The following is a 24,699-nucleotide window of genomic DNA, read 5'->3' on the forward strand; positions in this document are numbered from 1 at the left end:
ACTGGCAATATCCATTTATTTATCCAAACGTAAAAAAAATATAGACCATGAAGAAAATAACACTTATCCTATTATCATTAATAATATCATCTTGTCACTCACAAGATAAAGAACTTAATAAAAATACTCCCTCAAAAGACATCAGAAAACCTAAATCATTAGAAATTCCAGTAAATCAGAAAACTATGGAAACATTTACCAATGAAAAATTTGATATTGAAAATTATTTTAAGCATTATGATAAAATAAGTAGAACTTATGAGCATGAGTCTTCTAATGGTACAAAGATTTTGGAAGCTGATTTTGATGATTCTTATTATGTAACATTAATAACCAAAAACTCTCTTTTTGCGATCCATAAAGAATACTATAAAAATGGGTTATTAAAAAGTAAGTGGGAAACTTTTGGTGAAGGGGGCTTTATTAAAGGGTTTAGATATGAATATGATTTAAAAGGTAAACTCTTAAAAGTAGAAGACTGGGATAAACCTTATAAATTTACTTGGGAGCAAGTTAAAAAGTATATTGAACAAGATTTAAAGTTTAATATACTAAAAGATAAGATTGGAGTAAATAATAATTTAGAATATCCTGGTTACAATTTCCCAATTTGGAGTATTGATTATATCGGACAATATAAAGATGATCCTAAAAAAGGACTTATCAGAATCAAGTTAAATGGTCTTACCGGCGAATTGTTGGTTGTAGAGCGTCAACTTGGTAAAGGAGGTGACGGAACTACAATTGATATTCTTTATAAAAAGAAAAATTAACCTTTATGCCACAAAAAATCACCAATACCACCCAATTATCCTGTAACCAAGGAACAACACCGAGTAATCTTAGTGTTACCAGTCAGAATTTCTCTACGGCTGAAGGAAAATATATTGCTACTGAACAGGATAAGCAGGCGAATGTACACATAAAGCCTTTCGGACAATGTAAATTGAAACCTACTATAGGAGGATACTCACTTTGTCTTCCTGTTCCGATGGATTGGCAAAAGACAACAGAAAAAGACACGATCAACAATTATAAAATTCTTACAGAATATTCATTTTGTATGTGTAATACCGGTGGTAAAATTGAAGTAACAGACAAAGGGCACGGTGAAAAACATGAAATCTTATAGTTCCCTTTAATTGAATTAGCCACACCAAAACCTTCAAATAAAAAGCACAATCTAATTGAATTGATTGTGCTTAGTTCTTTTATGAAGTAATATTTATTCAGAATCATGTTCAATAATTCCCTGTACCCTCATCAAACTGTCTTTTAAATCAGGAAGCCCATAATAATTATTCTTCTGAAATACAGAGATTATATTTTTATCCTTTACTACACTATTGTAAAGCACGCTCTCGGCATTCCAAACTGCATTCCCTGAGTTAATACCGGCAAAATCCAAGTAAAAGGGGTCTACAGTATTTCCTATGTAAGCCAGTATTTTATATTTTTCATCTGACGTAAAACTGTGATTATCTTTTAAAGCATATCCAAAATTTTCTAAGGCAGTCAAAAGTCTGTTTTCATCTGATTTTGTATGATCTTTTATATACTTCAACAATTCGGTTCTTATCTCTAATTCTCCTTTACAATTTTTAGTAAAAATAATATCACCAATGTCGGAAGAGGTTTGATAATTCGTAAGATAATCATTCATGGTAAGGTCGTTGAACTTGGGTTCTTTCGTATATCCAAATTGTTTCACCAACGTTTTAACAAAAGCAGGATCCTGTGTAACAAGCCATGTTACGTACGTTTTATTATCATTAAATAAATACATATTACGTGCTACCACAATCTGGACATTCTTCTTTTGTTGCTCCTTTACATTAGGAATATCTTTCCATCGGGCTACCTTAATCTTACTTCCATCTGTTTCTACTTCAATAGGATTATCTTCTATTTTCTTAAGGTCTGGATAGTTTTTCTGATAATCAATAAGCAGTGGAAGAGGATAAAAATAGGATAGTAATTTATTTTTTTTGGAAATATAAATATTCTGATACTCTGCTGATAAAGGGACATAAGACAATTCTTTATCACATTTATTATAGGTATCAACTTTCAGAAAATTACTTGAAGTGGTATAATCTATTTTTCTTCCAAATATTTGCTCAACCTTTGCAGTAAATTGATCATTGGTTATATTTTTATATCCATTAGATTGTAGAATTGAATCTTCCAGTTCAATTAAAGCATTAAGATCTTTTTCTGAATAGTTACTAAAACTTCCATATTCCTCAGCAGCTCCCTTCTTCAATTGTTCTTCCAGTATACTCCTTATTTCCGTTTTTTGCATTGTATTATTTTTTGTTGAGAGATTGATAGATTCCTGCTTTTTTTCCTGACATTGCACGAGGCAAAAAAAACCAGAAGCCATTAAGATTTTTGTCACAACCAACTTACCTTGAACTTTCGCCATTCTCATCGGATTTAATATCTAAATTTAACGCTTTTTTACTTGCTTCATCTGCAGATGAATAATTATCATTATTATTTAACTTGTCTATGTCTTTAATAACATATCCTTTAGGTTTGTAGAAACCCCTGAATATCTTATAATGTTCTGTTCCATTTTTCTCTTTCCAAGATACGAAAACATTACCGCTGCAATTATAACTCGACATTTTAAGCTTATCGGATTGATTTCCTCCAAGGCAGGCATATATTTCAGTTCCCGGTAATTTGCCGAAAACAAAAGTAGCATGGCCTGAAGTTTCAATTTGTGTTCCTGTTGAATCACAATCTGAGAAAATGGCAACTGCTCCGAAAAACACCTCGCACTTTTCAGCTTTTGCACTGCTCATAAACATTCTTGAACCGGCAGAATGAGGACTTGGCAAACCTTTTTGTTCAATACACCAGCATACAAATGAAGCACACCAAGCCGTACCACTTCCCGCATCAGTTCCTCCTCCATCTTTATGATAAGTTTTAATTCTGCTGTCAATAGTACTTTCATGTTTTCCTCCATATACTTTAGCTTCTGCTACAGCAATTTCCATCCACGGACTTCTGCCTGCCAGATTTAAATCGGTGGCTCTTCCCCATTCACACTCGGATGTTTTGAACGTTTTTGAAGTATGTTCGTCAAAAGCAGCTTGTTTTTCTGTATAATTATCAGAATCTTTTCCGTTTGCATCTTTCGTTGCTACCTCATTACCGACCTTTTTACTTGCCGGTAAAGTATCTTTAGATCCGTTCACAATCGTATTAATGCCTTTCCACTTAAAAAAGGCCATGGAAGATATTACAGCTACAGCAATATTGGTTATCACCAGATCCGGATCAGCTATGATATCTGCACCTTCTTTTTTGGTATAGGTATTGGCATATGCATAAGCTGTTCTTCCCGTAAGTTGAATAAGACCTTTCCCTCTAAAATTCCATCCGTCATCTGCTTGTGTATTTCCAAGTTCCTTTCCTTTATTACTAGTTGGAGAATAAGCCCAATTGGCAATATTTTTCTGATTTTCCACGCTTACTCCCGGTAAATTTGGCTTTTCTACAGCTCTTCCCCATAATTTTGCATTATCTCTCCCTTCTTGAGTTCTGAATGCAGCAAAAGTTCCTGGTAATTTTTCCCAATACCAATTGAAGTTTTCACCGTCTTTCAAATGAAGAGTCTTTCCGGTTTCTACCCTGGCCTGAGCAAATAAATGAGCTTTATTCCAACAGGTATTCATCCCTATTTCTTTCATATATTTTGTATATGCCGCCGCAACCTGTGTCAGAACAGTAGGATCAGCATCCGGAAATATTTCTTTTAACTGCTCTGCTGTTACCGGTGCATTACATCTGGGACATCCACCTCCTTCTTTCTTCACCTCAGCCATTTCTACCTTCACAGGCATCACATCATTATCTATAGCCTCAGGTGTTTCTTTTTGGGATACTTTCAAACAACCGCTCTCATAAAAGATAAATTGTTTTCGCAGTTCCAACATTTCGTCATTTGTAAAGGGAGTTCCATCTGTTTTATAAGCTTTGATTCCCAGTTTTACCATATCTTCTGTTCGAACCACATCTGCAGGCAGCGTACTATTAATTGTAAACTGACTTTTCTCTATCTTCCAGACTTTCTTTTGGGGATCGGCAGGATCCTGAACCTGGCGGGAAACCTGTGCTATATAGTAATCGAAATTTTTGGGTGGGTTTTTCCATTCTTCTTTTGGAGTGAAAGAAACTTCCAGCAGTCCGTCTTTCCCTACTTTTTCTTCGTTATAACTCTGTTTGCTTTCGTGGGTATACGTGATGTGATCTTTTTCATTCATTCCTTCTTTAGGAATCTCTTTCAGAACATCAATTTTAAGTGTTTCTTCTGTCATATTAACGGTATGCACCCAAAGTTTATGGGTTTTCCCATAGAAGGTCTGCATACGCTGAATATCTTTACCATCCTCAGTGGAAAACATGATGGAAACGATCTTCTTTTCTGAAGTGATGACCAATTCTTCATTGGTATCCAACACTTCCAGATAGGTTGTGGTTCCGTCTACAACGACCGGGCGAGTTCCCTGAATAGAAATAGCGGATGGCAAAACAATATCAGTAGATGAACCGGCCTGCAGTTCCACAGTAAATATTAAGCGGTATGAAGGATTGGGATTTTCCGTTGTTTTTGGAATAGCCGTTTCCAATTTTTTCTTATAATCATCATTGACAGTGATCATAAAGGAAGCTTTTCCTTCATTATTAAGGGTTACACTTTTCTCCTCCAGCATATATTTATCTTTCTCCTTATAGAAATCATCCCCATCTCCTTTTACCCAAATTTTCACTTTGAGTGCCTGGTTCTGAAGACCGTCGATTTCCAAAAAGCCGTATGTTTCTTCTCCAAATCCGGTTTCGGTACGTTTAACGCCTGTTCCATATGCCCAGAGTGCTCTTTTTACAGAGGGTTCGGATACTTTTATTTTTGCTTCAATCTTTTTGCTGTCTGTATAATCTCCGGTTAAATAGGCAGAAATGGTGTATTCACCAAGTTCATTAAAAGTAAGTGTCCCATCTCCGTTATCGGTAACATTTTGAGGGACTTCTATTTTTATGGTTTCATTTCCGGTAAGAGTGGCAATTCTTGCGGTAGCTGTGTATTTTACTTTTGTTCCTTTGGGAATATTACCCGCGGGAAGGGTAAATTTATCAATGACATTTTTAATGACTTCAAAATTAAAGCAGTCGGAACCTGAAAAAGCAGGCTGTTTTCCACTTCCTAATGGATTGGCATAGGCTTCCAGTGTATATTTACCAAAATATTGGCTGCTATTAAGACCGGCATCACCGTAAAGTAATTCTGAAACTTTTTTATTGATGGTTCCCGTTCTGAATGTGGGTGAACTTTCAAAAGCAATGAGTCTTCCTGTTCCTTCTTTTTTAAGATACCAATGTACAGAAGTTCCTGCCGGCATATAATTGACATTGAATTTGGAAGCTTTCACATTCAGCATATCGCTAAACCTCAGCAGACCAGCAGCTCCTGTAACCCCCATTACTCCTAAGGAATTTTCTATTTTAACGGTGATGGATTCTGGTTTGGGGTCTGTAGGATCTGTAAATGCTTCCACAATATAAGTTCCTGCATTTTTAAAAGTCAGTACTGCTTTCCCTGCCACATTACTTACCTCAACGAGATGAGAAGCTGTAGTGCCTGTAGAGCTATTGTATAATACTGTTGTTCCCTGTTTCACTTTCCATTGCGCTTTATTTACAATCGGATTGAAAATACTTTTATTCAGGATTTTCACCTGATCAGCAGCTGTGGTAAGCTTAAGCTCTACCGATAATGGAAAAGGAATATTTATTAAGGTAGAAGTACCTGGAGCAATAATTTTTTTAACAAAATCTTTAACAACTTCTATGATAATCGAGCAATTATTGTCGCCAGGCTTCTTTCCATAGGCTTCAATGCGGTACTTCCCTTCTTCAAGCCCATCAAATATCTTGCTCATCGATTGGTTAAAAATACTTCCTAACCCAATAAAAGTTTTGATTTTATCTTTCGTGCCATCCCCTTTAAAAAGAGCCCAGATAATTTTCGTAGCATCTCCTTTGAATTGCGCAGTAAGAGAAATGTTATTCATCGCTATCGGATTCATAAATGCATTGAATAATCCGCTTCCCGTCTGAACATAATAATAAGTTCCTGCTGGTTTGGCGACAGCTATAGGCAATGTCATAGAAATAGAGGCTACAGAAGTTGTAGAAGCAGAGGCTGAAGATGTAGACCATTGTGGCGAGGTATTAGCTACCGAAAATTCATCAGCCTCTTTCACATCAATCTGTGAAACATTATTAGCCTGTCCGGTGGTAGCAAAGGCTATGGTTCCGGGAACTCCGTACCCAGGGCAATTTCCTGTAGAAACATCCAACAGTATTTTCATGCTTTTGTTGAATTCTACATTTTCGTAATAGTCTTTATATTTAATACTACACTTTCCTTTACATGGATATGTTTTACCATCTGATCCTTTACAGTTCCCAAAGCCGTTTCCACTTCCGAAGCTTTCTGCTTTATCATCCAGATAGGTGGCTACAGGCTTACTTTGGGCAAAGTATTTGTTTTTACCCAATTTCTTCTTCTGGCTTTTCACTTCCATCGGAACGGCTGTCCCGTTAGAATTATTGGTTACGGAACTGCTACAGTAGGCAGTGGCTCCTTCTATGATGATGTATCCTTTGTCCGCCATGTCATTTGTTCATAAGGTTAAGTCATTGTGATCGTTTCCCGGTATACTGTTTTTTCTCCGTCTGATATTATAAATTCAGCTTTTTTACTTGAATACTGCTTTTTTCGGGAGTTATATTCCATCTTAATCTGCAGATGTATCTGATACTGTCCCAATTGGTACAGGTATTTTTTATCTAATTCTTCTTTTATGGATTCAGGAACTTTAATTTCGGAGAGAAATAAGGCTTCAAATCCATAGTCTCTTTGTTCGGCACTGATGGTTCCCGGGCATTCTACATGACCAATTCCCTTAATATTCCATACCACAGATTCATGCGTTTTTTCGCCATTATCCACATAATAGGGGGCAAACAACAACACATTCCAGAAGGGTTCTTTCCGTTTATTTTTATAGAAAAGATCTTCGTCTTCTAAGATGGTAAGATATTGGTTTCTGAATACTTCACTATTTTCATATTTCTCCTGGAGACCAGATGTTTTCTGTTTCCAGCTTTCGATATTTTTATGATGATCTGCCGCATTCAGAAAGTTACCTTTTCCATCTACTTTTATTTCCAGCGGATAAGAGCTCTGCTCCAGAATGTGCAGAATTTCCATAAATTTATTTTCGGAAGGAAAAGAATTTTCATCGACTTTTTCAATTGTCCATGTTTTGATATTTTCCTCGATCTCTATTTCCTGTATGGTGATAGTGAACGAAGAATGGAATCCCTTCATTTCTCCAAACTGAACTTCGAGGAAGTTTTCTACCTGATAGGTATGAATTCCCGATGAGTATTTCTGAAAAGGTTTAACTCTTGTTTGCACCATACTGATTTTTATTAGACAATTAGTTTACAAGTCATTCCACTCACGGTGAAGATCACATACTTTACCAATAATTAAACTTATCATCCATCCTGAAAACATACCCATAGACAGATATATGAATGTTCTTATACTGAAGAATCCACTTACAATAAACCCGGCTCCGACCTGCGAATCCAGTGAAGCAATATCGGACTGATCAGTCAATAAATCCCACAAGGGAAATAATACCCCGATCATTCCTCCGGTTATTATTACTCTTTTCTTCATATTCTTTGGAATAATATTATTTCCGAGTCATAGATTCATAAAATATCTAATGTTTATCCTATTTTATAATGATGGAAATACCGATATCATCGCTGCTTTTTCTTAAAGATCAGAATACTTATCAGTGACAGAACTATCATTATCAAAACAGAAAACATCACTGTTGACAAAAACTCTTTATCATATTTTGCCGTATCAGGAATACCATCTCCATATAGTTCATCGTTTTTATAAAAAGAATATATTACATAGGCTCTTACTAAAAACACAAGTCCCAGGAATGTTATGATACCTATTGCTATTTTAGATTTATTATTTATTATTCCCATAAAATACTTTTTGGATCGAAATCAGGAATTACTTTTTTATAATTACCTCGTTTAACAACTTTAACAACGATTTCAGCTTTATGCTCTGCTTCTAATTTATGTATTTTATTAACTATTTCCTGCCATGGTCTATTTGATGTGTGCTTTGCATAATCCTTGTTATGGTGTGCTGCTATTGCAGATTTTACATCAGGCTTTATATCTTCGGGCTCCACAAAAGCGAAGCAGCCTAATGAGCCTCCCAGCCAATGTATACCGACTTCTTCAATCTTATAACTTGTTCCCATAGGAATTCCAGTTGTAGGAGAAGAATACTGCACTTCTACCGGGCTTTTCATTGTTCGTCCTCTGGTATAATGTCCTCCAATGTGAATATTGACATTGGTAACTTCATCAATCTTAGTTCTGCTATGACCAATAGGAGTCTTATTATCCAGCTTGAAATTGGTATATATTGGCTCTGCAGGTAAATTTGTCTTTCCTTCAAAGGAATGTAATTCAAAAGCATCTATTTTCATTAAGCCTTTGTATTGCGATGGAACGAAACTATGAGCTACTTTATAAATATTCTGATCACTTTCCTTGGGTTCAAATGCTCTGTTTATCATAAAGTAGTTCCCGTCTTTTTCATCAATTTTTTGCCATCCATCTCTAGTAACTCCAAAATTGCCATATTCTGTTACTTCATTTCCTTCATAATATTTTATGGTTACACTATAAACATTGACAATACATGCTGGAAATTTATCTTTTATCATCGTAGTCGTAAAATCATCTGCCACATCAAATAATCTCATGATAGAATATCCAATAGTTTTGTCTGTAATTTCTAACTCGATATGCTTTGTAAACACTTCTGCGCTTGCATTTTTATTAGGCTCTTTAAAGAAAGCATATATGCGCGCTATCATCACATTACTATTACCGGAAACAAAATGAGAAATTTTTTCTTCACCTGTTACCTGCGGTGCATTAGCAATATTTCCATTATCATATTGTATTGCCCATTTCATACTTTTCAATTCAGATTTGGTAGGCTTTCTGTTATATTGAATAGCTTTATAAAAGTATTTTTTATCTTTTTCTATAACAGTAACTTCCTTTGTACAATCAAAATCTTCGTAGCATTTTACTTTTAATACTCTTACCGGAAGTGTTTCTTCTTTTGCCTGATATTCATCAAACTTCTTCCCTCCATTTTTACCATAAAAGGTGTTTTCCTGTGGAGATTTAAAATCCAATGTCCCTTTGGAAGCATCTTTCATAATATGTTCTGCTTCTTTATAAGATTTTCCAAAGACATTTCTTATAATATTTCCGCCTTCGCCTGCCATGTTACTGCATTTTTACCTGTTTACCGCTATTAATGAGTACTTCTTTGGCACTTTCTACGTTGATCGCATCTTTTGTACTAATGTAAGATCCGGCCTCCATATTCTCTGTGATTTTTTTTGCCATAGAACTTCTTCCAACTTCTGCAGTTTCAATGATATTGCTGGCCGTCAGATTGTAATCGTCATTGGCTGTTTCCATAATATCTTCTCCGGCCATAATGTTTACATTTCTCTGGGCAGAAGCGATAATGTTTTTACCTGCATTGATCTGAACATTTTCACCGGCGGTAAAAGTCATATTTTTAGGAGCATTCACCGTAATATTTCCCTTTCCGTCCATGAGATAGGTATTTCCACTTGGGTCTTCAATAAATATACTTCCTTCCTGATCATTAAAGATCACTTTGTTTCCACTTCTGGTCTGGATAGATTTAATATGGTTGTTGATGCTTCCCCCTAAAGCAACCTGACCATGAAACATCCCTCCCATAGCGAAAGGAAAATCAGGATGATGATATTCAAAACCTACCATAACCTGGTCTCCTACTTCGGGAACGGCTACAAAGCCTCTGTTCTGGGTAATCATGTCGGTTCCACCTGCATCCGGGCTCATCATTCTTATAAAATGGGTGGTATCTGGCTTTTTCTGCCAGTCAAACTGTACCTGAATACGTCCCTGATTAAGTGGATCTGTATTTGAAATAACTGTAGCAACCTGTGGCTCTGCTTTAGGATATATAAAGTCGGGTTTCGGCATAAATCCGGTTCCATCTGCAATAGCTTCAAAATTACCGGTGTAATAGCCTCTCGCGTTCACTTCATGAGAAACTTCTGTAATGGTAATTTTGGTAAAGTACGAGGTTTGGTTGCTGTCCGGTTTTCGCATTTCAATATCTGCAAGACAACCAGGATATAAAAAGGGAACAGTAGTTTTCCCTGAAACGGTAAAAACTTCTACCGCTGCACTCCCTGCTGCACTTTTCTGGGAATCGTTCACATCCATGAACATATTGGCATTGATGGGAACGGGCGAAAGGGAACGGGTTTTAAAAATGTTATTGTTCAGTTCATAAGCTTTGGAGGAAATTTCTCCAATATGTCTGACTGTATTTCCGGAGCCTTCCATTTTGGTATGGCTGCTGCTATTGTATCCAAAAAATTCCGGATGGGTGTGAACGGCATTCAATTCTACCTGAACATCGGTTGCATTACTTCCGTATACAAGACGAATTGGTTTTTCGGAAGGAGGAAGCTTTCCGAAATGAAGAACCTCTCCATCGTAATAAAACTGCTCTCCGTATGCTTCAGCTGTTCTTGCGAGATAATTGTAATGGGTCTCGTTATATTGTGAACTATAATTGATATAGCTTTTATTCTGTGTTTCTACTCTAAAATCAAATTTTTCTGATCCGAGTGCTTCTTTAATTATTTTATCGGCAATAATACTGGTATTCACGGCCTGATCTCCGCCAAAACTCTGCGTATGGGGAGCTGCATCCATAAGAATAGTAGGACTCTGTCCTTTGAGTATAATATTTCCCAGGCTCATTTTTTCCTGGCTAAAGGCTGCTTTGGTAATGACTCCCACAAAAGTTCTCTCGGGGCTTTCGCTTTCGTAATCTTTATATTTAAAAACAATGGTGATACGCTTGCCCAAAAACTGGCGTGCCTGCTCCAGAGTATGGTTCTGGGTTTCTCCCAACGAATCATGAGCGAGGATAAGTTCAAAGTTGTGATGTCGTCTGGCACTTTGCTGCAGACGGAAATGCTTGAAGTATTTGATAATTTTGCCTTCAATTACAATATCCAGTTTCACTACACGGTTGATTCCCGGAATATGATTCTCAGAAATCTTATCGGAATTCGAAGCATTCTTATTCATAGTAATATAAGGGGGTTTCTAATTTCTTAAAAAATAAATAACTGCTTTATAGCAAAAGCTCCTGGGGTACAAAACTTATCTTTCGAAGGAACTGTACAAAATAGGGGAAAAGGCAGAAAAATATCCTGAATGGAACACAATTCTGCCTGATATTTAATTTCTGAATGTATTATGAAGGCCATGCTCCGTGATAAGAAGAATTACCAAGATCAATCTGCTCAGCGCTTACGATAAAAGTAATATACATACTATTCTCGTCTACAGCATCAAAATCTACCTCATGCTGAATGACGTATCCGTTACTCCACTTAAGAGTTGTTAACGTTCCTTCTTCATGAGATTTGTTGAACGTAATCTCACCTACTGTAGGCTTATATTTCCCGTTCAGAAGACTTTCCAGAATATCCGCTTTTTCTGTAGCTTCCACTGTAATTTTGATAAGAGCATTGGAAGGGTCGGATGCCACACGTCCTGAAACATCTGTAGATCTGGATACACTGTAGTTTAACTTTAACAGCTTCTGTCCTTCTCCGTTGTTGAATTTTAAAATTCCTCTTGAATTTCTCTCTGCCATAATTTGTAAATTTTAATGATTAATAAGTCGTGATTATTGTTTTCTATATCACCAAATATAGATGTATTTACAAATTGAAAATGAAATTTTATATTAAATTTTAAAAAGTGTCGTAATTCTACTACTAACAGTTGTTAGGTAGTTCGTTACCTATAAACCAACCCTTTATAAACTGCTTAAGCACTTATGTAATTTATCGAATATAAAATATCTGAATACATTGTATAGGTCATCCATCTCTTGATAAACGCTATAGATTTTATAAAATATTCTCACTTATTCTGGGATATGTAAAGAAAGAATCCTGGAAATGGTAAAACTTTTAATCATCACGACATCTTCTAGAAAAAATAAAAAATATAAGCTGCTGAATAAAAGGCCATTGTCTTTTAAAACAGTTTTCAATACTATATTTTTTCAAAAAAAACCTTGAAAAACTTGCGCACTATTACAAAATATTATACTTTTGCATCACTTTAAAACAACGAAGTAATAAACAACAACATAATGGTTTCTTAGCTCAGTTGGTAGAGCAATGGATTGAAAATCCATGTGTCCCTGGTTCGATTCCTGGAGAAACCACTTTAAAACCTCTGATTTTCAGAGGTTTTTTTGTTTGTACCCCCGGCTACAGAGGTACTGATTTTTGAACGGGCTTATAGGTTATAATAATGATCAGGCAAGTTTCCTTCATCATCATATTCATATACTTCCTGAGTGGTTGGCCCTACAGAAAACATGAGTATACAAAAATTCCTGCGTAGAAGGTTCTTTTAATTCCATTGTAATTTTATTCTAACAGTATTATAAAATGGGGAGAAACTCACTGTTCACATACCAGGCTTTCATCTTGGCAGAAATATTCATTTTGCTCATTAAAAGGTTGGCACTTTCTCCTTCAAAGCCTCTTTCTATATCCTGGTCATCCGTATCAAAACCTTCTGAAAAGTATTCAATATCTGTAAAAAAGCATGATTTAAAGTGGGATATGAAACATTTTCCATTAGATCCATCTTCAGTATGATAATATTGCTTAGACAATTGATAGTAAAACTCGTTGTCCTGCGATAATGAAAGATCCGTACATTCCCAAGCGATTTTCTGTTCTCTGTGATTATACAGTTCTCGTATTATCAGTGATAAAAATTCATTTTTTTCACTATTGAAATACCGAATATGATCAAGCTTAAAATCGCCATATTGTTTTCTTTCTCTTACACTTAACATTTTTAAATCCGGAATATTTTTGAATTGTTCCACTACCTCGTTTTCATTTTCTTCCGTATTTTTATAGTAATGTAATGCAAAAATACAACCTGCAATATATCGTTCCCTGATCTTAAGAATTCCGTCTATCACATAATCTCTGTATCCTGAAAATTGATCTGAAACCTCATCTTCAGAAATTATTTTAAAACAATCATTCCTGTAGTATATGTTCATAGTTCTATCGTTGAAAATTCAATTATTTTTACTCAGAATTAGCTGTTAAGCCAGCTTAAACATTCTGCAATCTGCATTTTACTGATAAAAACCTCAGCATTGACTTCCGGTTCCGGAGAAAGCCTAAGTTCCACCTTCTGACTGGAATGTTTAATAATTTCTGCTACAGCTTCTTTGTTGATGATAAACTTACGGTTTATTTTAAAGAAAACAGCAGAACTCAGTTTTTGAATAATATCTTTAATAGTGTCATCATAAATATAGGTATGATGATCTTTGGTCGTTAGGAAAAGATACTTTCCTGAAGCGAAAAAATAAGCAGTGTTATGCTCGTCTATCGATTTAAGTTTATTTCCTTCTCTTACCATGAAACGTTTCATCACATCAGAATTTCCCTGCTGCAGTGATGAAATTGATTTTAAGGTAGGTTCCGGATCGAAGTTATTCCGTATGGAAATAAACTTCTGTAAAGCCTTATGCAAGTCTTCTTCTTCAAAAGGCTTCAAAAGATAATCTATGGTAAAGTGTTTGAAAACCCTCATTGCATATTCATCAAAAGCTGTGATAAATATAATCGGGGTAAAAAGCTCAACCTGTTCAAAAATTTCCAGACTCATCCCGTCTCCAAGGTGAATATCCATAAAAAGGAGATCTACCGAATGGGTTTCAAAGAAATCTATTGCCTGCTTTTTGGAGCGAAGCACCACTATCTCAGTAACAGGAACGATGGTCTGCTTATCTAAAAGATCTTTCAGATAATTAACAGCCAGCAATTCGTCTTCTATAATGGCAATTCTCATAACGGTACAAAAGTACAAAAAAACCGCTAGAACGATCAAGCTCTAGCGGTTTCAAGGGTTGTTAATATGAATGTCTTATAAATTAGGATTGTTTCTCTTTGCACTCATCGGGAATTCAATGGTATATCTTACATCATTCTGCTGAAGAATATAATTCTGACCGTTCACGGTATGAGTTATTTGTATTTGATTCGCTCTTCTTAAGTCGAACCAACGCTGCCCTTCCAATGCGAATTCTCTCACTCTTTCATCCAGAATAAAATTCATGAAATCTGGGGCATTCATTGAACTTACCTGATTTTGAACTGAAACATATCCATCAGGGGTGTATCTGTTCTTCAAAACGGTAAGAAGTACCTGTTTTGCATCATCAAGTTTATTCAGTTTCAATAAAGCTTCAGATTTTATAAAATACAGTTCGGATGTTCTGAAAGAGATTCTGAAATCTGAACTTCCACCTTTGATTACTTTATATTTACTTCCATTCTTTTCAAAAGAAAGCCCGAATCTTTTATCTGCAGTGCTGTTAAATTTCGAAATCAATTCTGCAGAAGCAAAAGATAAATTCTGTACAGAGCTGTTGAATGCGTTATCCAGCGCTAAAATAGATTCCACTGAAGCATAATGATTAGGTGCTGTACTTGCTGTATTCAGATTGCTGATATCATTTTTTATGGCTAATGCCTGATCTGAATAGCTAACCGCTTTATTCCAATCCCCTTCATAAAGAGCCGTTCTTGCTTCAAGAGCCAGCAATGCTACTTTAGAAAATCTGTAATTAAGACCTGCAGCCTGCTTCTGCTCTACCATAAGCCCTTCTGCTTTTGTAATATCTGCATGAACCTGATTGTAAACTTCCTGCACGGTAGAAGGCTTCAATACTTGTTCAAGATCAATATCCAGAGTAATCGGTACTCCTCTGTCTGTAGAAGCGGTAGCATTGTTGTAAGGTTTTCCGTAAAGGTTTACCATATCAAAATAAGTGTAGGCACGCAATGCATACGCTTCTGCCAAGATCTGCTGTTTTTCCGGAGATTCCGGCATCGTTTTCGTTCCTTCATTGATGATCTGATTCAGGTAAAATACTACCGAATAGAAACTCACCCATGGAAACTCAGTGGTTGCCTGGTCTGTATTGGAATCTTTCCACATCGCAATTTCCCGGTAAGAAACGAAATCACTCGTATTTTCGTCAATATTCAACTCATCGGTACGAAGTGCCACAAGAGATCTGTGGGAAGGATATTTTGAATAGGCTGAGGTAAGTACCTGTCTGTAATCCTCAACAGTTTTAGGAATTACTTTTCCTTCAGGTTGTATATCTAAAAATCTATCGCACCCAATGGTTGTAAAGCTGATGACAGCCAGTGCCACAAATGTTGTTATTTTTCTCATTTTTTTCAAGTTTTAAAAAGAAACATTAAATCCTACAGTAACAGACTTTGTAATAGGCTGTGCATAGATATTACCATACGTTTCAGGATCAAAATATCCTTTGTAGCCGTTGCTGAATACAAACAGGTTACGTCCTTCAACACTTAATCTCAATGCACTGATACCCATTGGAGCCGTGAATTCTTTAGGAAGTGTATATCCTAATCTGATGCTGCTGATTCTCACATAGCTGATTTCCTTCGCCCATACATCTAATAAGCTGTACGCATTGGAACGGTTACCTGTAAACCATTTATTAGCCATCCATCCGTCTGGATTAGCATCCATATCCGGACTTGTGATTCCAGGAAGGGTGTTTCCTGCTTCATAGACATCTCTGGTATAATTTCTTCCTCTGTCAAACTCAGATCCACGGTAAGAAGGAGTTCTCATCACCGTCTGCTTCAGGTTGAATGTTGCAGAAATTGTAAGGTCAAAATTATGTACTTTAAATGTGTTGATAATACCTCCCGTAAACTTCGGATCTCTGTCACCGATATACGTAAACATATTTCTCAATTCCGAATTGGAAAGTTTGGTATCTACAAGCTGCCCCGGAAGGAAGTCTGCATATACATCATATAACTTAAAGAAGTCTGCTGCAGATATTTTTTCGTTTCCTTTCCAGAACAATGGGTTTCCATGCTCGTCCATCCCTGCAGTTTTCAAAGCAAAAACAGCATTTACCGGAAGACCTTCTCTTGAAGGAAGCAAAGCATTATCACGAGGTTGCTCGCTTAATACCCTACTCTTGTTGTGAGCAAAATTGATTGTTGTACTCCATTTGAAATTCTCTTTATCAATGTTTCTAGTGGATAGAGCCAATTCAAAACCTTTGTTGGTTAAGCTTCCCCAATTCATCATCGTATATTCGAAACCTGTTTCAAGCGGAGTTTCTTTCATACTGATCATATCGGTTCCTTTTCTGCTGTAGATATCAGCCGTAAGGTTGATACGGTTTTTGAACATTCCCAAATCGATTCCAAAGTTGACGTTCGTTGTTTTTTCCCAACGAAGTTTGTCGTTTGGAGGGCTGATCACATTGATGATACTTTCTTTTGTTCCCGGAAGGATGGTTGCATCACTGTATTCTCCGATAAAGAATGGTGAAGTGTTACGGTCGATATTCCCCTGAAGACCATATGAAGCTCTCAATCTAAGGTTAGAAACCGCAGTTATATTCTTCATGAAGTTCTCTCTGGTTACCAGCCAAGAACCTGAAACTGCCCAAATTGGAAGATATTTATATTTTTTATTAACTCCGAATAAGTTGGTTCCGTCATATCTTACACTTCCAAAGAAGGTATATTTTTGGTCATAGGTATAAGAAGCCGTAGCGAACATTGACGCATACGCATTCTCTACAGGAGGCATTTCACGGTATGTTTCGTACTTTCTTTCTGCCGCAAAGCTTGAGGTTGGAAACACAATGGCTGTTGCTCTTCTTGTCGTTGGATCATATCCGAAAGCTCTTGTGATAGTAGTATTATCTTCTGTCTTACGGATTTCGGTTCCTGCCATCAAATCTATTTCATGGACGGAATTGATCTTCGTACTGTACATTCCCTGTAGCTTCCAGTTGTATTGGAAGAAATCGTTACTCCAGTTCTGCTTAATAGCACCATCCGGTAAGAAATAATGGTATCCACCGTCTTTATAATAACGGGTACCTTCTCTCATCTTTCTGGTAAAGTAGGTATTCTGGGCCGCATATTTTTCCGTTGCGTTGGTATCATACTGAATTCCCAATTGTGAGGTAAATCTAAGGCTTTTGGAGGCTTTATATTCTAAATCCAGGATGGCTTTTAAGGAGTGATTTTTAAGATTATACCTTGTATTTTCTCTTTCTTCAAGGAAGTTAAAAGGAATATATCTGTCATCAAAACCGTCAATATCTCTGTCATATCTGTAGCTTCCATCCGGGTTGTAAGGAGTCAGATAAGGGTTCGCGTTTCTCGAATAATTAACAGGGCTAATATTGGCATCGGCATCTGTAATGAATGAATCACGCTCACTTTGAGTTCCGAAAACGGAGATTCCTGCGTTTAATTTATCGCTTAGCTTATAATTGTTTTTCAAGGTAAGGTTATAACGTTTGAAACCTGTACCGATTGTTGTACCTTCTTCATCATAATACCCCAGTGAGAAATAGTAATCTGAACGATCGCTACCTCCTGAAATACTCACTCCATACTGTTTGTTGATAGCGTTTCTATACAAAAGCTTACCCCAATCTGTATTGTTATTTCTTAACCCATCAATCTGTTGACGTGTCAAAAGGCCCACAGCATCTAGACCACCATTTCTGAAAGCATCAAGCTGGTTGTTTTTCATCAGAATTCTCATCACCTCACCTTTATCATCACGATAGGTAAGATCGGCACGCTTGGCAAGCATTAATTCCAGGTCTACTTTTTCGGAGGCATTTAGAAGGTTAAGTTTTCCAAAATCCGGACGGGAAGTAATAAAGGTATCTGCTGAAAAGTTCATTTTCATGGTTCCCTTCTTTCCTTTTTTTGTTGTGATGGAAATCACCCCGTTGGCTGCTCTAGCTCCATAAATTGCTGTTGCTGCCGCATCCTTTAAGATGGTAATATCTTCAATATCATTAGGATTCAGTCCTGCAATAGAAAAGTTCTGAAGCTGATCGATATTATCTTTATCGGTAAAATTGGGCACATCGTTTCCTTCTAAAGGAAGTCCGTCTATTACCCATAGTGGATCCTGAGGGCCGGAAAGTGAAGCCGTTCCTCTGATTCTGATCTTTGCAGGGCTTCCTGGCGCTCCTGTTTCCGGAGTAACAACTACCCCGGCAACTTGTCCTGATAACATCTGATCGATACTTGCTACCCCTGCCTGGTTGATGTTATCCATCTTAACCGTAGAGACTGCCGAAGTCTGTTTACGTTTTTCTATCTTCTGATATCCTGTAATGATTACTTCCTGTATTTTATTCTTATCAGTAACTTCAGGAACCAATCGTATGGTATAGTTGGTCTGCCCTTCATTGATCTGAATGGTTCTTGATTCATATCCCGGATAGCTTACCAATACCGATTTGGTATCTGCGGGTATTTCAAGGATGAATTTTCCGTCCTTATCAGTTACTGTACCTACCGATACACTTTCAATAACTCCTTCCAATTCAGTTTTTGTAGAAACAGACTGTGTTTCTATCTTTATAGATGCTCCGGTAATGATGTGAGACGAATTTCCGTCTTCAATTCTTCCGGTGATGGTTTTCTTTTGCTGGGCAAACGCTATGTTAGCGGCTAAAAGAGGTAAAAGTATTAGAGTTTTTTTCATAGCGGATTATTTATTTAAAGCCTCTTCAATGCGAATAATTAAGTCTGTGTAATGAGCTCTGGAAGCATCATCTCCTTTGTATCTGGTTCTGTTCAGCAGGTCCAGTACTTTCTGCAATTCCGCTCTTTTATAAGTGGTTACTTCAGACACTCTTTTCATGGATGAATAGTTGATATTCCTGATTTCTCTTTCTTCTCCGTGGAAATTACAGATGAGCGGCATATTTAGGGTATTATCTACTTTTAAGCCTTTCACTGCTGTTTTTTCAAACAATTTATTCACGGAAACGATAAGGGCATCTACATAGTTCTTCTGCGTCATTCTTTCAAGAATAGTCAGGGTTCCTTTTTTATTGAAAATAGAGCCTCTTAGCTGGTCGAAAAGGTTTTCAACAGTGTATATCTGTTCTTTTGAGCCTGAAACTTCGTGCTTCAATTCATTTTCAAGCAACCTAAGCAGCCTGTCATCCATCAGAAGGGAATAAATATTGGCATACTGCATTCCTCTGGCTAGTGTATATGGAGTCTGCTCAAATGGCCCCATTGGAGAGTTTTTAACAGGATAGGTTTTTTCTGAAATCGGATTAAAGAATAACCATTCCGGAAGGTTGATTGAGTTTTTAACCAGATAGTCTACTGCTCTTTTCTGAGTATCAGCAGATACCGCCTCATACGCTTTCTTTTTGTTTCCGAAATTGGTATTATTCAGGTAAATCCCTCCTACATTCGCCATTACATGACCTGTATACAAATCCCATTGACCAATTACTCCCAGATATAACTTTCCTGCGTCTGTATAATCTTTCCCATCTTCATACGTCCATTTTAAAAGATTATCCACCACTATTTTCAGGTTTTTCAATCCATATTCGCTGGCTTTCATTGCATCGTCACCCAGATCTTCAGACTGTGAGCGTGGATCAATAGTCTCCAAAGAGCTTTGCTGCTCGCCATAGAAATACAAAGGATCATCCTCATGCTTTTCTATTAAATTTCTAAGGGCTTTTTTCTCTGAAAATTCATCCGCATACCAACGGTACCCCCACTCTATAGCATATTTGTCATAAATTCCGATCTTTGGAGTAATAGCTGTAACTCCATCTTCTGGCTGTGCCACGTAATTGTAACGGGCATAATCCATAATAGAAGGAGCTGTTCCACCCATTTTATCGGTAAACTCTTTTGAACGAAGAGATTCTACAGGAAAAGCAAAGGAAGATCCCATGTTATGCTTTAATCCAAAAGTATGTCCTACTTCATGAGATGACACGAATCTGATCGCCTCTCCCATATATTCGTCACTGAACTTATTTCCTCTTGCTCTTGGATCTATCGGACCAATCTGAATTCTCATCCATTCCTGAAGAGAAGTCATTACATTATGCCACCAGATAATATCCGCTTCAATAATCTCTCCACTTCTGGGATCTACCACGGAAGGGCCCATTGCATTAGATTTTGGAGAAGCAGCATAGGTAATTACAGAATATCTAACATCATCAATATCGAAGTCTTCATCTTTCTCATCCGGCATTTTTGCAATCACCGCATTTTTAAAACCCGCCTGTTCGAAGGCTGCCTGCCAATCATATACCCCAGCAATTATTTTTTCACGCCATTGTTTTGGAGTGGAAGGGTCTATATAATAAACAATCTGCTTCTTGGGCTCTACCAATTCTCCTCTCAGATATTTTTCTTTGTCTTCGTCTTTCGGCTCCAGATTCCATCTGGTAATGAAGAATTTTTCGTCCATTTTTTGCTGACGGTCGTTAAACGCCCAGTGTTTTTCACTGAAGAAACCTACTCTCGGGTCAGAAAGTCTTGGTTTCATAGGTGTTTTCGATAGCAGCACAAGGTTGGTTGTTACTCCAAGTGTTACAGGCAAGTCTACTCCACCTTCGTTCACAGAAGTGGTAAGCTGAGACTTTACCACAAGGTTTTGAGGAAAAGTTTTTACTCCTTCAATGTAAGAAAGATTTGATTTTACCGAACCTCCTAAGCCAACATTGGCAAGAACATCATTAAAGCTTTTCTGATTTCCGTCAAAAACTTTGTTCACTTTAATCGCTACAGCCGTAGAGTCGCTGTTCTGAGCTTCAATATCAAAAACTTCAATAACGGATTCTGAAAAGTTATCTTTTACAGATTTTGTAATCGCATCATTTTTAGGAGATGACACTTTTACGTCTGAGGTTTTTACCCAAACTTTCTTGGCTACATTATCACGGTGAAAAGAAATGATCTTGTTTTCATAGTTCATTCCTTTGTTCAGCCCGGCCTCATTTACCTGCATCGGTACCTGAGACAGTTTATTGACTACCAAAAACTGGCGTCCCATCAAGCTGTCCGGAATCTCAAAATAAAGATCCGTTTTTACCTGAATTGTATTAAAAAGTCCCTTCTTATAAGTTCCTTTTTTAATCAGGTCTTCAATCTTTTTGGTTTTCTTTGATGATGAAACCTCAGTCTTATCAGCTTTGTCTTTATTGACTTTTACAGTATCTTTTTTCTGAGCCATCGACATAGGTGACGCTACGGCCAGTCCTAAATACAGTGCCAGCCTGTAATTCTTCATTAAAATAGTCCGATTCATTCCAAATAGTAAATATCTTAGTTTCAGCCAGCAAAGCTATAGGTATAGTGAATTATTATATAATATTAGGGAGTGAGAGGTTAGTTTTCGGGAGTGAATGGATTTTTATTTTCACGTTAATAATGGCAAAAAACATACATAATATTCACCATCTACAGATATATTTAGAGAATTAATCCTAAAATATTCATAAATTTGATTCAAATAGTCAATTCCAAACTTCTCACCCTGCTCCAATTCTGTTTTTGGCTGCCAGGTATTTTTTACGGTAATGCCATTTTCACCAACAACAATGATAATTTCCAAAGGCTGGCCTATGGTTGCAATATTGTGTTTTATAGCATTTTCCGTCACAATCTGAAGAGACAGGTAGGGAATCTTTTTTTCTAAACTTTTCTCGTCATTAATGATCAGTTGAAAATTGATCTCTTCATCAAACCGGCTTTTCAAAAGATCCATATACTTCTGAATAAAACTGATCTCCTGCGATACCGGAACAATATTTTCCTTTGGCGGTACAATGAGATATCGGTAAATCTTGGAAAGATTCATCGTAAATTTCTGGGCATTCTCCTTATTGATACCAATTAACATATAAAGAGAGTTCAATGAGTTGAAAAGAAAGTGCGGATTGATATTATTTTTAAGCTGCTGAAGCTGGGTAATGACTTCTGCCTTATGCATTTTTTCATTCTCAATCAATAATAAATTCTTCTCAGACTGTATTTTCTCATTTTCTCTGTAAGCAATATTGGCAGCTCTTTGAAAAAGAATAAACACGGCCACGATCAGTAGTAATGCTGCAAGAAATATAAATACCGTATAGGCTTTCACTTTATAAACATTCTCATCAATAATAAAATTGACATGGTTAACCACCGTATATCCTTCAAAATTATCGGTCTTCAAAGGTTTTATAAAACGCGTAACTTCCACTCCGAGATACTCAGAGATGGCTGTGCTTTGTGTATAGCCTGTTTTTACTGCACTGCATAATGTATCTTGTGGTTTGATATCGGTAAATTCAAAAATATTCTTTCCCAGATATTTTTTTTCAGGATGGGTAATGCACACTCCTTCTTTGGTAAAAACATAGGCATACGTATTAGACGTTTTATCTACATTGATGAAGTACTGATGCAGATCATCCAGACTCACTGTAGAACCGTAATACAGCATATTTTTATCGGGCATGGCCAGCGAATCATAGCTCATCCAGTACATACTGTCTTTCCTGGTAATCAGAAAATCTTTAAAATGCCCGGATCCATTGTTCTTTAATGTAATGGCGTTTTCTGTGTTCCCGGATTTTTTAAAAATATCAGATAAAGGACTGTTGCTTTCAGATTTCCCAGTCTTGCTGTTATCATAATAATACCAGCTGTATGGTAGCAGATTCCGTTTTTTATTCAGTTCATTTAAAACAGAAGAATATTCTTTATAGTTTTTCAGACCATCTTTTTGAATCAGCGCACGAAGTAAATATTGGTAATCTTCAATATTTCTGAATTCATTTTCTATAGATTCATATTTTCGGAAAAATGTTCTTTTGGCAAAATCTTCTGTATTTTTCCTACTGTCGCGGGTGATTAAAAAACTCAAAACGGCAAATGCTACCACAGCAATTAAGCAGGCAGATAAAGCGGCAATATAAATGGATTTTTGAGATAAGGTATGTTTAAAATTAATATTCAATTCTTCTAAATTATGATTCCTCCTACAGATAAATTATTAATTTGCAAAGATATAACAAAGAATTCAGGACCATAAAGTGAAATACAATTACAATTGAAAAATTTTAATTTTTCCTTGTAATGCGTGCAAAATAACATGAAACAGCCTTAAAAGAATACGGCTTAGGTTTTATTTTTCTAACAAAATATTTTTTCCTTAAATAATTCGTTTATTATATGTAAGCGGTATTAATCATTAAAAAGACAGCAAGGTTAAACTCTTAAAATTAGTTAATAAATAATGCAAGTGGCAGATTGAACGTTTTATATTTTGAAAATTAATTATCTTCGCCTATAAATCTTATTTGAAAATGAAGAAGATCATCTCCGGGATATCTATAATTTGTTCTATTGCCATCTCAGCTCAAGAGAGTATTCAGTTTCAGGAACTGCCATTCAAAGATATTATTGCAAAAGCCAAAAAAGAAAAGAAATTGGTTTTCATTGATGCATACGCTGCCTGGTGTGGCCCATGCAAGATGATGGAAAAAAATGTTTTCACTCAGAAATCGGTAAGCGACTTTTATAACAGCAACTTCGTCAATGCCAGATTTGATATGGAAAAAGGAGAAGGTCGGGAGATTGCTTCAAAATTTGGGGTTCGTTCTTACCCCACTTATCTTTTTCTGAATGGCGAGGGAGAATTAGTTTCCAGAAATACCGGTTATATGGAAGAAGGATTATTTGTAGCTATGGCTCAGGACATCAATTCTCCGGGGAATAAAAAGGGTTCTCTTAAAGACCGTTTTGCCAGTGGAGAAAAAGATCCGGAATTCCTGATGAATATTATGAAACTTAATGCTAATTCAGACTACGAATTTGCCAAAAAAGCTTCTGAAAGATATCTCCAAAATAAGAAAAAAACAGAAGAACTTACAAAAGATGAGATCGGGTTTCTTATTTATTTCATAAAATCATCGGAAGACAGCAATTACAGCATTTTCACATCCAGAAAAGCGGAGATTGTAAAGTTTTTACCGGAAGACACCTACAATGAGTTTAATGCACAGCTAAAACTGGCGAAAGTTATAGAGCAGTCTATGGATGATAAAAACAAAAAAATCAACGAAGATTATTTTCTGAAAACAGCAGAGCCATTGGTTGGAAAACAGGCTGCCATCAAAAAACTCTACCAAACTAAACTGAGCTATTATGAACAGAATGCCAATTTCCCGGAATATGAAAAAGCGGCAGTAGATTATTATAAGGATGCGGATTCTTTTGATCCTACTGAGCTTTTAAGAGCTGCCTGGATATTTGCAGACCATGTAAAAACACCTACTTCATTAAAGAAAGCAACAGAGTGGGCAGAAAAATCTGTAATGAGGGGAGAAACTTCAGAAAACACCTATATTCTTGCTAAGCTTTATTACCTGACGGGAAATAATGAAACAGCAAAAAACTATGCTGAGATGTCTAAAAATATGGCAACTCAGACCAATCAGGATTCTAAACTGGCAGATGACTTATTAAAGCAGATAAAATAGACATAACAAAACAG

17 protein-coding genes and 1 tRNA gene are annotated in these 24,699 nt (G+C 36.4%); 4 read left to right on the forward strand and 14 right to left on the reverse strand.

Features of this window, described 5'->3' with window-relative positions:
- Positions 1 to 47 precede the first annotated feature (47 nt).
- Both ACQ76T_RS12450 and ACQ76T_RS12455 read left to right on the forward strand, forming a co-directional pair.
- On the forward strand, positions 48 to 773 hold the full coding sequence (locus ACQ76T_RS12450) for a hypothetical protein (protein ID WP_431343607.1): 726 nt from the start codon (positions 48 to 50) through the stop codon (positions 771 to 773).
- A gap of 5 nt (positions 774 to 778) precedes the next feature.
- Positions 779 to 1,132, forward strand: coding sequence for a DUF4280 domain-containing protein (locus tag ACQ76T_RS12455; protein WP_431343608.1), 354 nt, complete (start codon positions 779 to 781; stop codon positions 1,130 to 1,132).
- A gap of 93 nt (positions 1,133 to 1,225) precedes the next feature.
- Here ACQ76T_RS12455 and ACQ76T_RS12460 read toward each other — a convergent pair whose 3' ends face one another.
- From ACQ76T_RS12460 to tssD, 8 genes are all read right to left on the reverse strand, one after another.
- Positions 1,226 to 2,305, reverse strand: coding sequence for a hypothetical protein (locus ACQ76T_RS12460; protein ID WP_431343609.1), 1,080 nt, complete (start codon positions 2,303 to 2,305; stop codon positions 1,226 to 1,228).
- A 103-nt stretch (positions 2,306 to 2,408) separates the two neighbouring features.
- Entirely contained in the window at positions 2,409 to 6,692 is a 4,284-nt protein-coding gene (locus tag ACQ76T_RS12465) for a hypothetical protein (RefSeq protein WP_431343610.1), read from the reverse strand.
- A gap of 17 nt (positions 6,693 to 6,709) precedes the next feature.
- Positions 6,710 to 7,504, reverse strand: a complete 795-nt coding sequence (locus ACQ76T_RS12470) for a hypothetical protein (protein ID WP_431343611.1) — start codon at positions 7,502 to 7,504, stop codon at positions 6,710 to 6,712.
- A gap of 24 nt (positions 7,505 to 7,528) precedes the next feature.
- Entirely contained in the window at positions 7,529 to 7,771 is a 243-nt protein-coding gene (locus tag ACQ76T_RS12475; RefSeq protein WP_431343612.1) for a hypothetical protein, read from the reverse strand.
- A gap of 86 nt (positions 7,772 to 7,857) precedes the next feature.
- Positions 7,858 to 8,100, reverse strand: coding sequence for a hypothetical protein (locus tag ACQ76T_RS12480; protein WP_431343613.1), 243 nt, complete (start codon positions 8,098 to 8,100; stop codon positions 7,858 to 7,860).
- Positions 8,091 to 9,434, reverse strand: coding sequence for a hypothetical protein (locus ACQ76T_RS12485; RefSeq protein WP_431343614.1), 1,344 nt, complete (start codon positions 9,432 to 9,434; stop codon positions 8,091 to 8,093). Before ACQ76T_RS12485 ends, ACQ76T_RS12480 begins: the two co-directional genes overlap by 10 nt.
- 1 nt (position 9,435) lies before the next feature.
- The gene (locus tag ACQ76T_RS12490; protein WP_431343615.1) at positions 9,436 to 11,316 is read right to left on the reverse strand and encodes a type VI secretion system Vgr family protein; all 1,881 of its coding nucleotides are present in this window, start codon (positions 11,314 to 11,316) and stop codon (positions 9,436 to 9,438) included.
- A 169-nt stretch (positions 11,317 to 11,485) separates the two neighbouring features.
- Positions 11,486 to 11,890 carry a type VI secretion system tube protein TssD gene (gene tssD, locus ACQ76T_RS12495; protein WP_431343616.1) on the reverse strand — a complete coding sequence of 135 codons (405 nt, stop codon included), beginning with the start codon at positions 11,888 to 11,890 and terminating at the stop codon, positions 11,486 to 11,488.
- Positions 11,891 to 12,399: 509 nt separating this feature from the next.
- On the opposite strand from tssD, the gene ACQ76T_RS12500 reads away from it, so the two are divergent.
- Positions 12,400 to 12,472 (forward strand) — tRNA-Phe (locus tag ACQ76T_RS12500).
- 222 nt (positions 12,473 to 12,694) lie between these two features.
- On the opposite strand, the gene ACQ76T_RS12505 is transcribed toward ACQ76T_RS12500, so the two are convergent.
- From ACQ76T_RS12505 to ACQ76T_RS12530, 6 genes are all read right to left on the reverse strand, one after another.
- A complete protein-coding gene (locus tag ACQ76T_RS12505) occupies positions 12,695 to 13,333 on the reverse strand; it encodes a hypothetical protein (RefSeq protein ID WP_431343617.1) in 639 nt (212 codons plus the stop codon).
- A gap of 38 nt (positions 13,334 to 13,371) precedes the next feature.
- Positions 13,372 to 14,133 (reverse strand): LytR/AlgR family response regulator transcription factor, encoded by a 762-nt coding sequence (locus tag ACQ76T_RS12510; RefSeq protein ID WP_431343618.1) that lies wholly within the window; start codon positions 14,131 to 14,133, stop codon positions 13,372 to 13,374.
- A gap of 75 nt (positions 14,134 to 14,208) precedes the next feature.
- Complete coding sequence (locus tag ACQ76T_RS12515; RefSeq protein WP_431343619.1) at positions 14,209 to 15,528, reverse strand: RagB/SusD family nutrient uptake outer membrane protein; 1,320 nt, start codon at positions 15,526 to 15,528, stop codon at positions 14,209 to 14,211.
- 12 nt (positions 15,529 to 15,540) lie between these two features.
- On the reverse strand, positions 15,541 to 18,873 hold the full coding sequence (locus tag ACQ76T_RS12520) for a SusC/RagA family TonB-linked outer membrane protein (RefSeq protein ID WP_431343620.1): 3,333 nt from the start codon (positions 18,871 to 18,873) through the stop codon (positions 15,541 to 15,543).
- Positions 18,874 to 18,879: 6 nt separating this feature from the next.
- A complete protein-coding gene (locus tag ACQ76T_RS12525) occupies positions 18,880 to 21,465 on the reverse strand; it encodes a zinc-dependent metalloprotease (protein ID WP_431343621.1) in 2,586 nt (861 codons plus the stop codon).
- A gap of 111 nt (positions 21,466 to 21,576) precedes the next feature.
- The gene (locus ACQ76T_RS12530; protein ID WP_431343622.1) at positions 21,577 to 23,160 is read right to left on the reverse strand and encodes a histidine kinase; all 1,584 of its coding nucleotides are present in this window, start codon (positions 23,158 to 23,160) and stop codon (positions 21,577 to 21,579) included.
- Between the two features lie 349 nt (positions 23,161 to 23,509).
- Here ACQ76T_RS12530 and ACQ76T_RS12535 point away from each other — a divergent pair, with 349 nt between their 5' ends.
- Positions 23,510 to 24,685 (forward strand): thioredoxin family protein, encoded by a 1,176-nt coding sequence (locus ACQ76T_RS12535; protein WP_431343623.1) that lies wholly within the window; start codon positions 23,510 to 23,512, stop codon positions 24,683 to 24,685.
- Positions 24,686 to 24,699: the final 14 nt, after the last annotated feature.

The organism is Chryseobacterium sp. JK1 (assembly GCF_050632815.1).
GTDB lineage: Bacteria > Bacteroidota > Bacteroidia > Flavobacteriales > Weeksellaceae > Chryseobacterium.

Excerpts from the sequence above, each read along its gene's own strand:
- ACQ76T_RS12510 (WP_431343618.1), bottom strand. The coding sequence starts at position 14,133 with ATGAGAATTGCCATTATAGAAGACGAATTGCTGGCTGTTAATTATCTG.
- ACQ76T_RS12475 (WP_431343612.1), bottom strand. The coding sequence starts at position 7,771 with ATGAAGAAAAGAGTAATAATAACCGGAGGAATGATCGGGGTATTATTT.
- ACQ76T_RS12520 (WP_431343620.1), bottom strand. The coding sequence starts at position 18,873 with ATGAAAAAAACTCTAATACTTTTACCTCTTTTAGCCGCTAACATAGCG.
- ACQ76T_RS12525 (WP_431343621.1), bottom strand. The coding sequence starts at position 21,465 with ATGAATCGGACTATTTTAATGAAGAATTACAGGCTGGCACTGTATTTA.
- tssD (WP_431343616.1), bottom strand. The coding sequence starts at position 11,890 with ATGGCAGAGAGAAATTCAAGAGGAATTTTAAAATTCAACAACGGAGAA.
- ACQ76T_RS12455 (WP_431343608.1), top strand. The coding sequence starts at position 779 with ATGCCACAAAAAATCACCAATACCACCCAATTATCCTGTAACCAAGGA.
- ACQ76T_RS12535 (WP_431343623.1), top strand. The coding sequence starts at position 23,510 with ATGAAGAAGATCATCTCCGGGATATCTATAATTTGTTCTATTGCCATC.
- ACQ76T_RS12460 (WP_431343609.1), bottom strand. The coding sequence starts at position 2,305 with ATGCAAAAAACGGAAATAAGGAGTATACTGGAAGAACAATTGAAGAAG.
- ACQ76T_RS12485 (WP_431343614.1), bottom strand. The coding sequence starts at position 9,434 with ATGGCAGGCGAAGGCGGAAATATTATAAGAAATGTCTTTGGAAAATCT.
- ACQ76T_RS12505 (WP_431343617.1), bottom strand. The coding sequence starts at position 13,333 with ATGAACATATACTACAGGAATGATTGTTTTAAAATAATTTCTGAAGAT.
- ACQ76T_RS12490 (WP_431343615.1), bottom strand. The coding sequence starts at position 11,316 with ATGAATAAGAATGCTTCGAATTCCGATAAGATTTCTGAGAATCATATT.
- ACQ76T_RS12465 (WP_431343610.1), bottom strand. The coding sequence starts at position 6,692 with ATGGCGGACAAAGGATACATCATCATAGAAGGAGCCACTGCCTACTGT.
- ACQ76T_RS12515 (WP_431343619.1), bottom strand. The coding sequence starts at position 15,528 with ATGAGAAAAATAACAACATTTGTGGCACTGGCTGTCATCAGCTTTACA.
- ACQ76T_RS12450 (WP_431343607.1), top strand. The coding sequence starts at position 48 with ATGAAGAAAATAACACTTATCCTATTATCATTAATAATATCATCTTGT.
- ACQ76T_RS12470 (WP_431343611.1), bottom strand. The coding sequence starts at position 7,504 with ATGGTGCAAACAAGAGTTAAACCTTTTCAGAAATACTCATCGGGAATT.
- ACQ76T_RS12480 (WP_431343613.1), bottom strand. The coding sequence starts at position 8,100 with ATGGGAATAATAAATAATAAATCTAAAATAGCAATAGGTATCATAACA.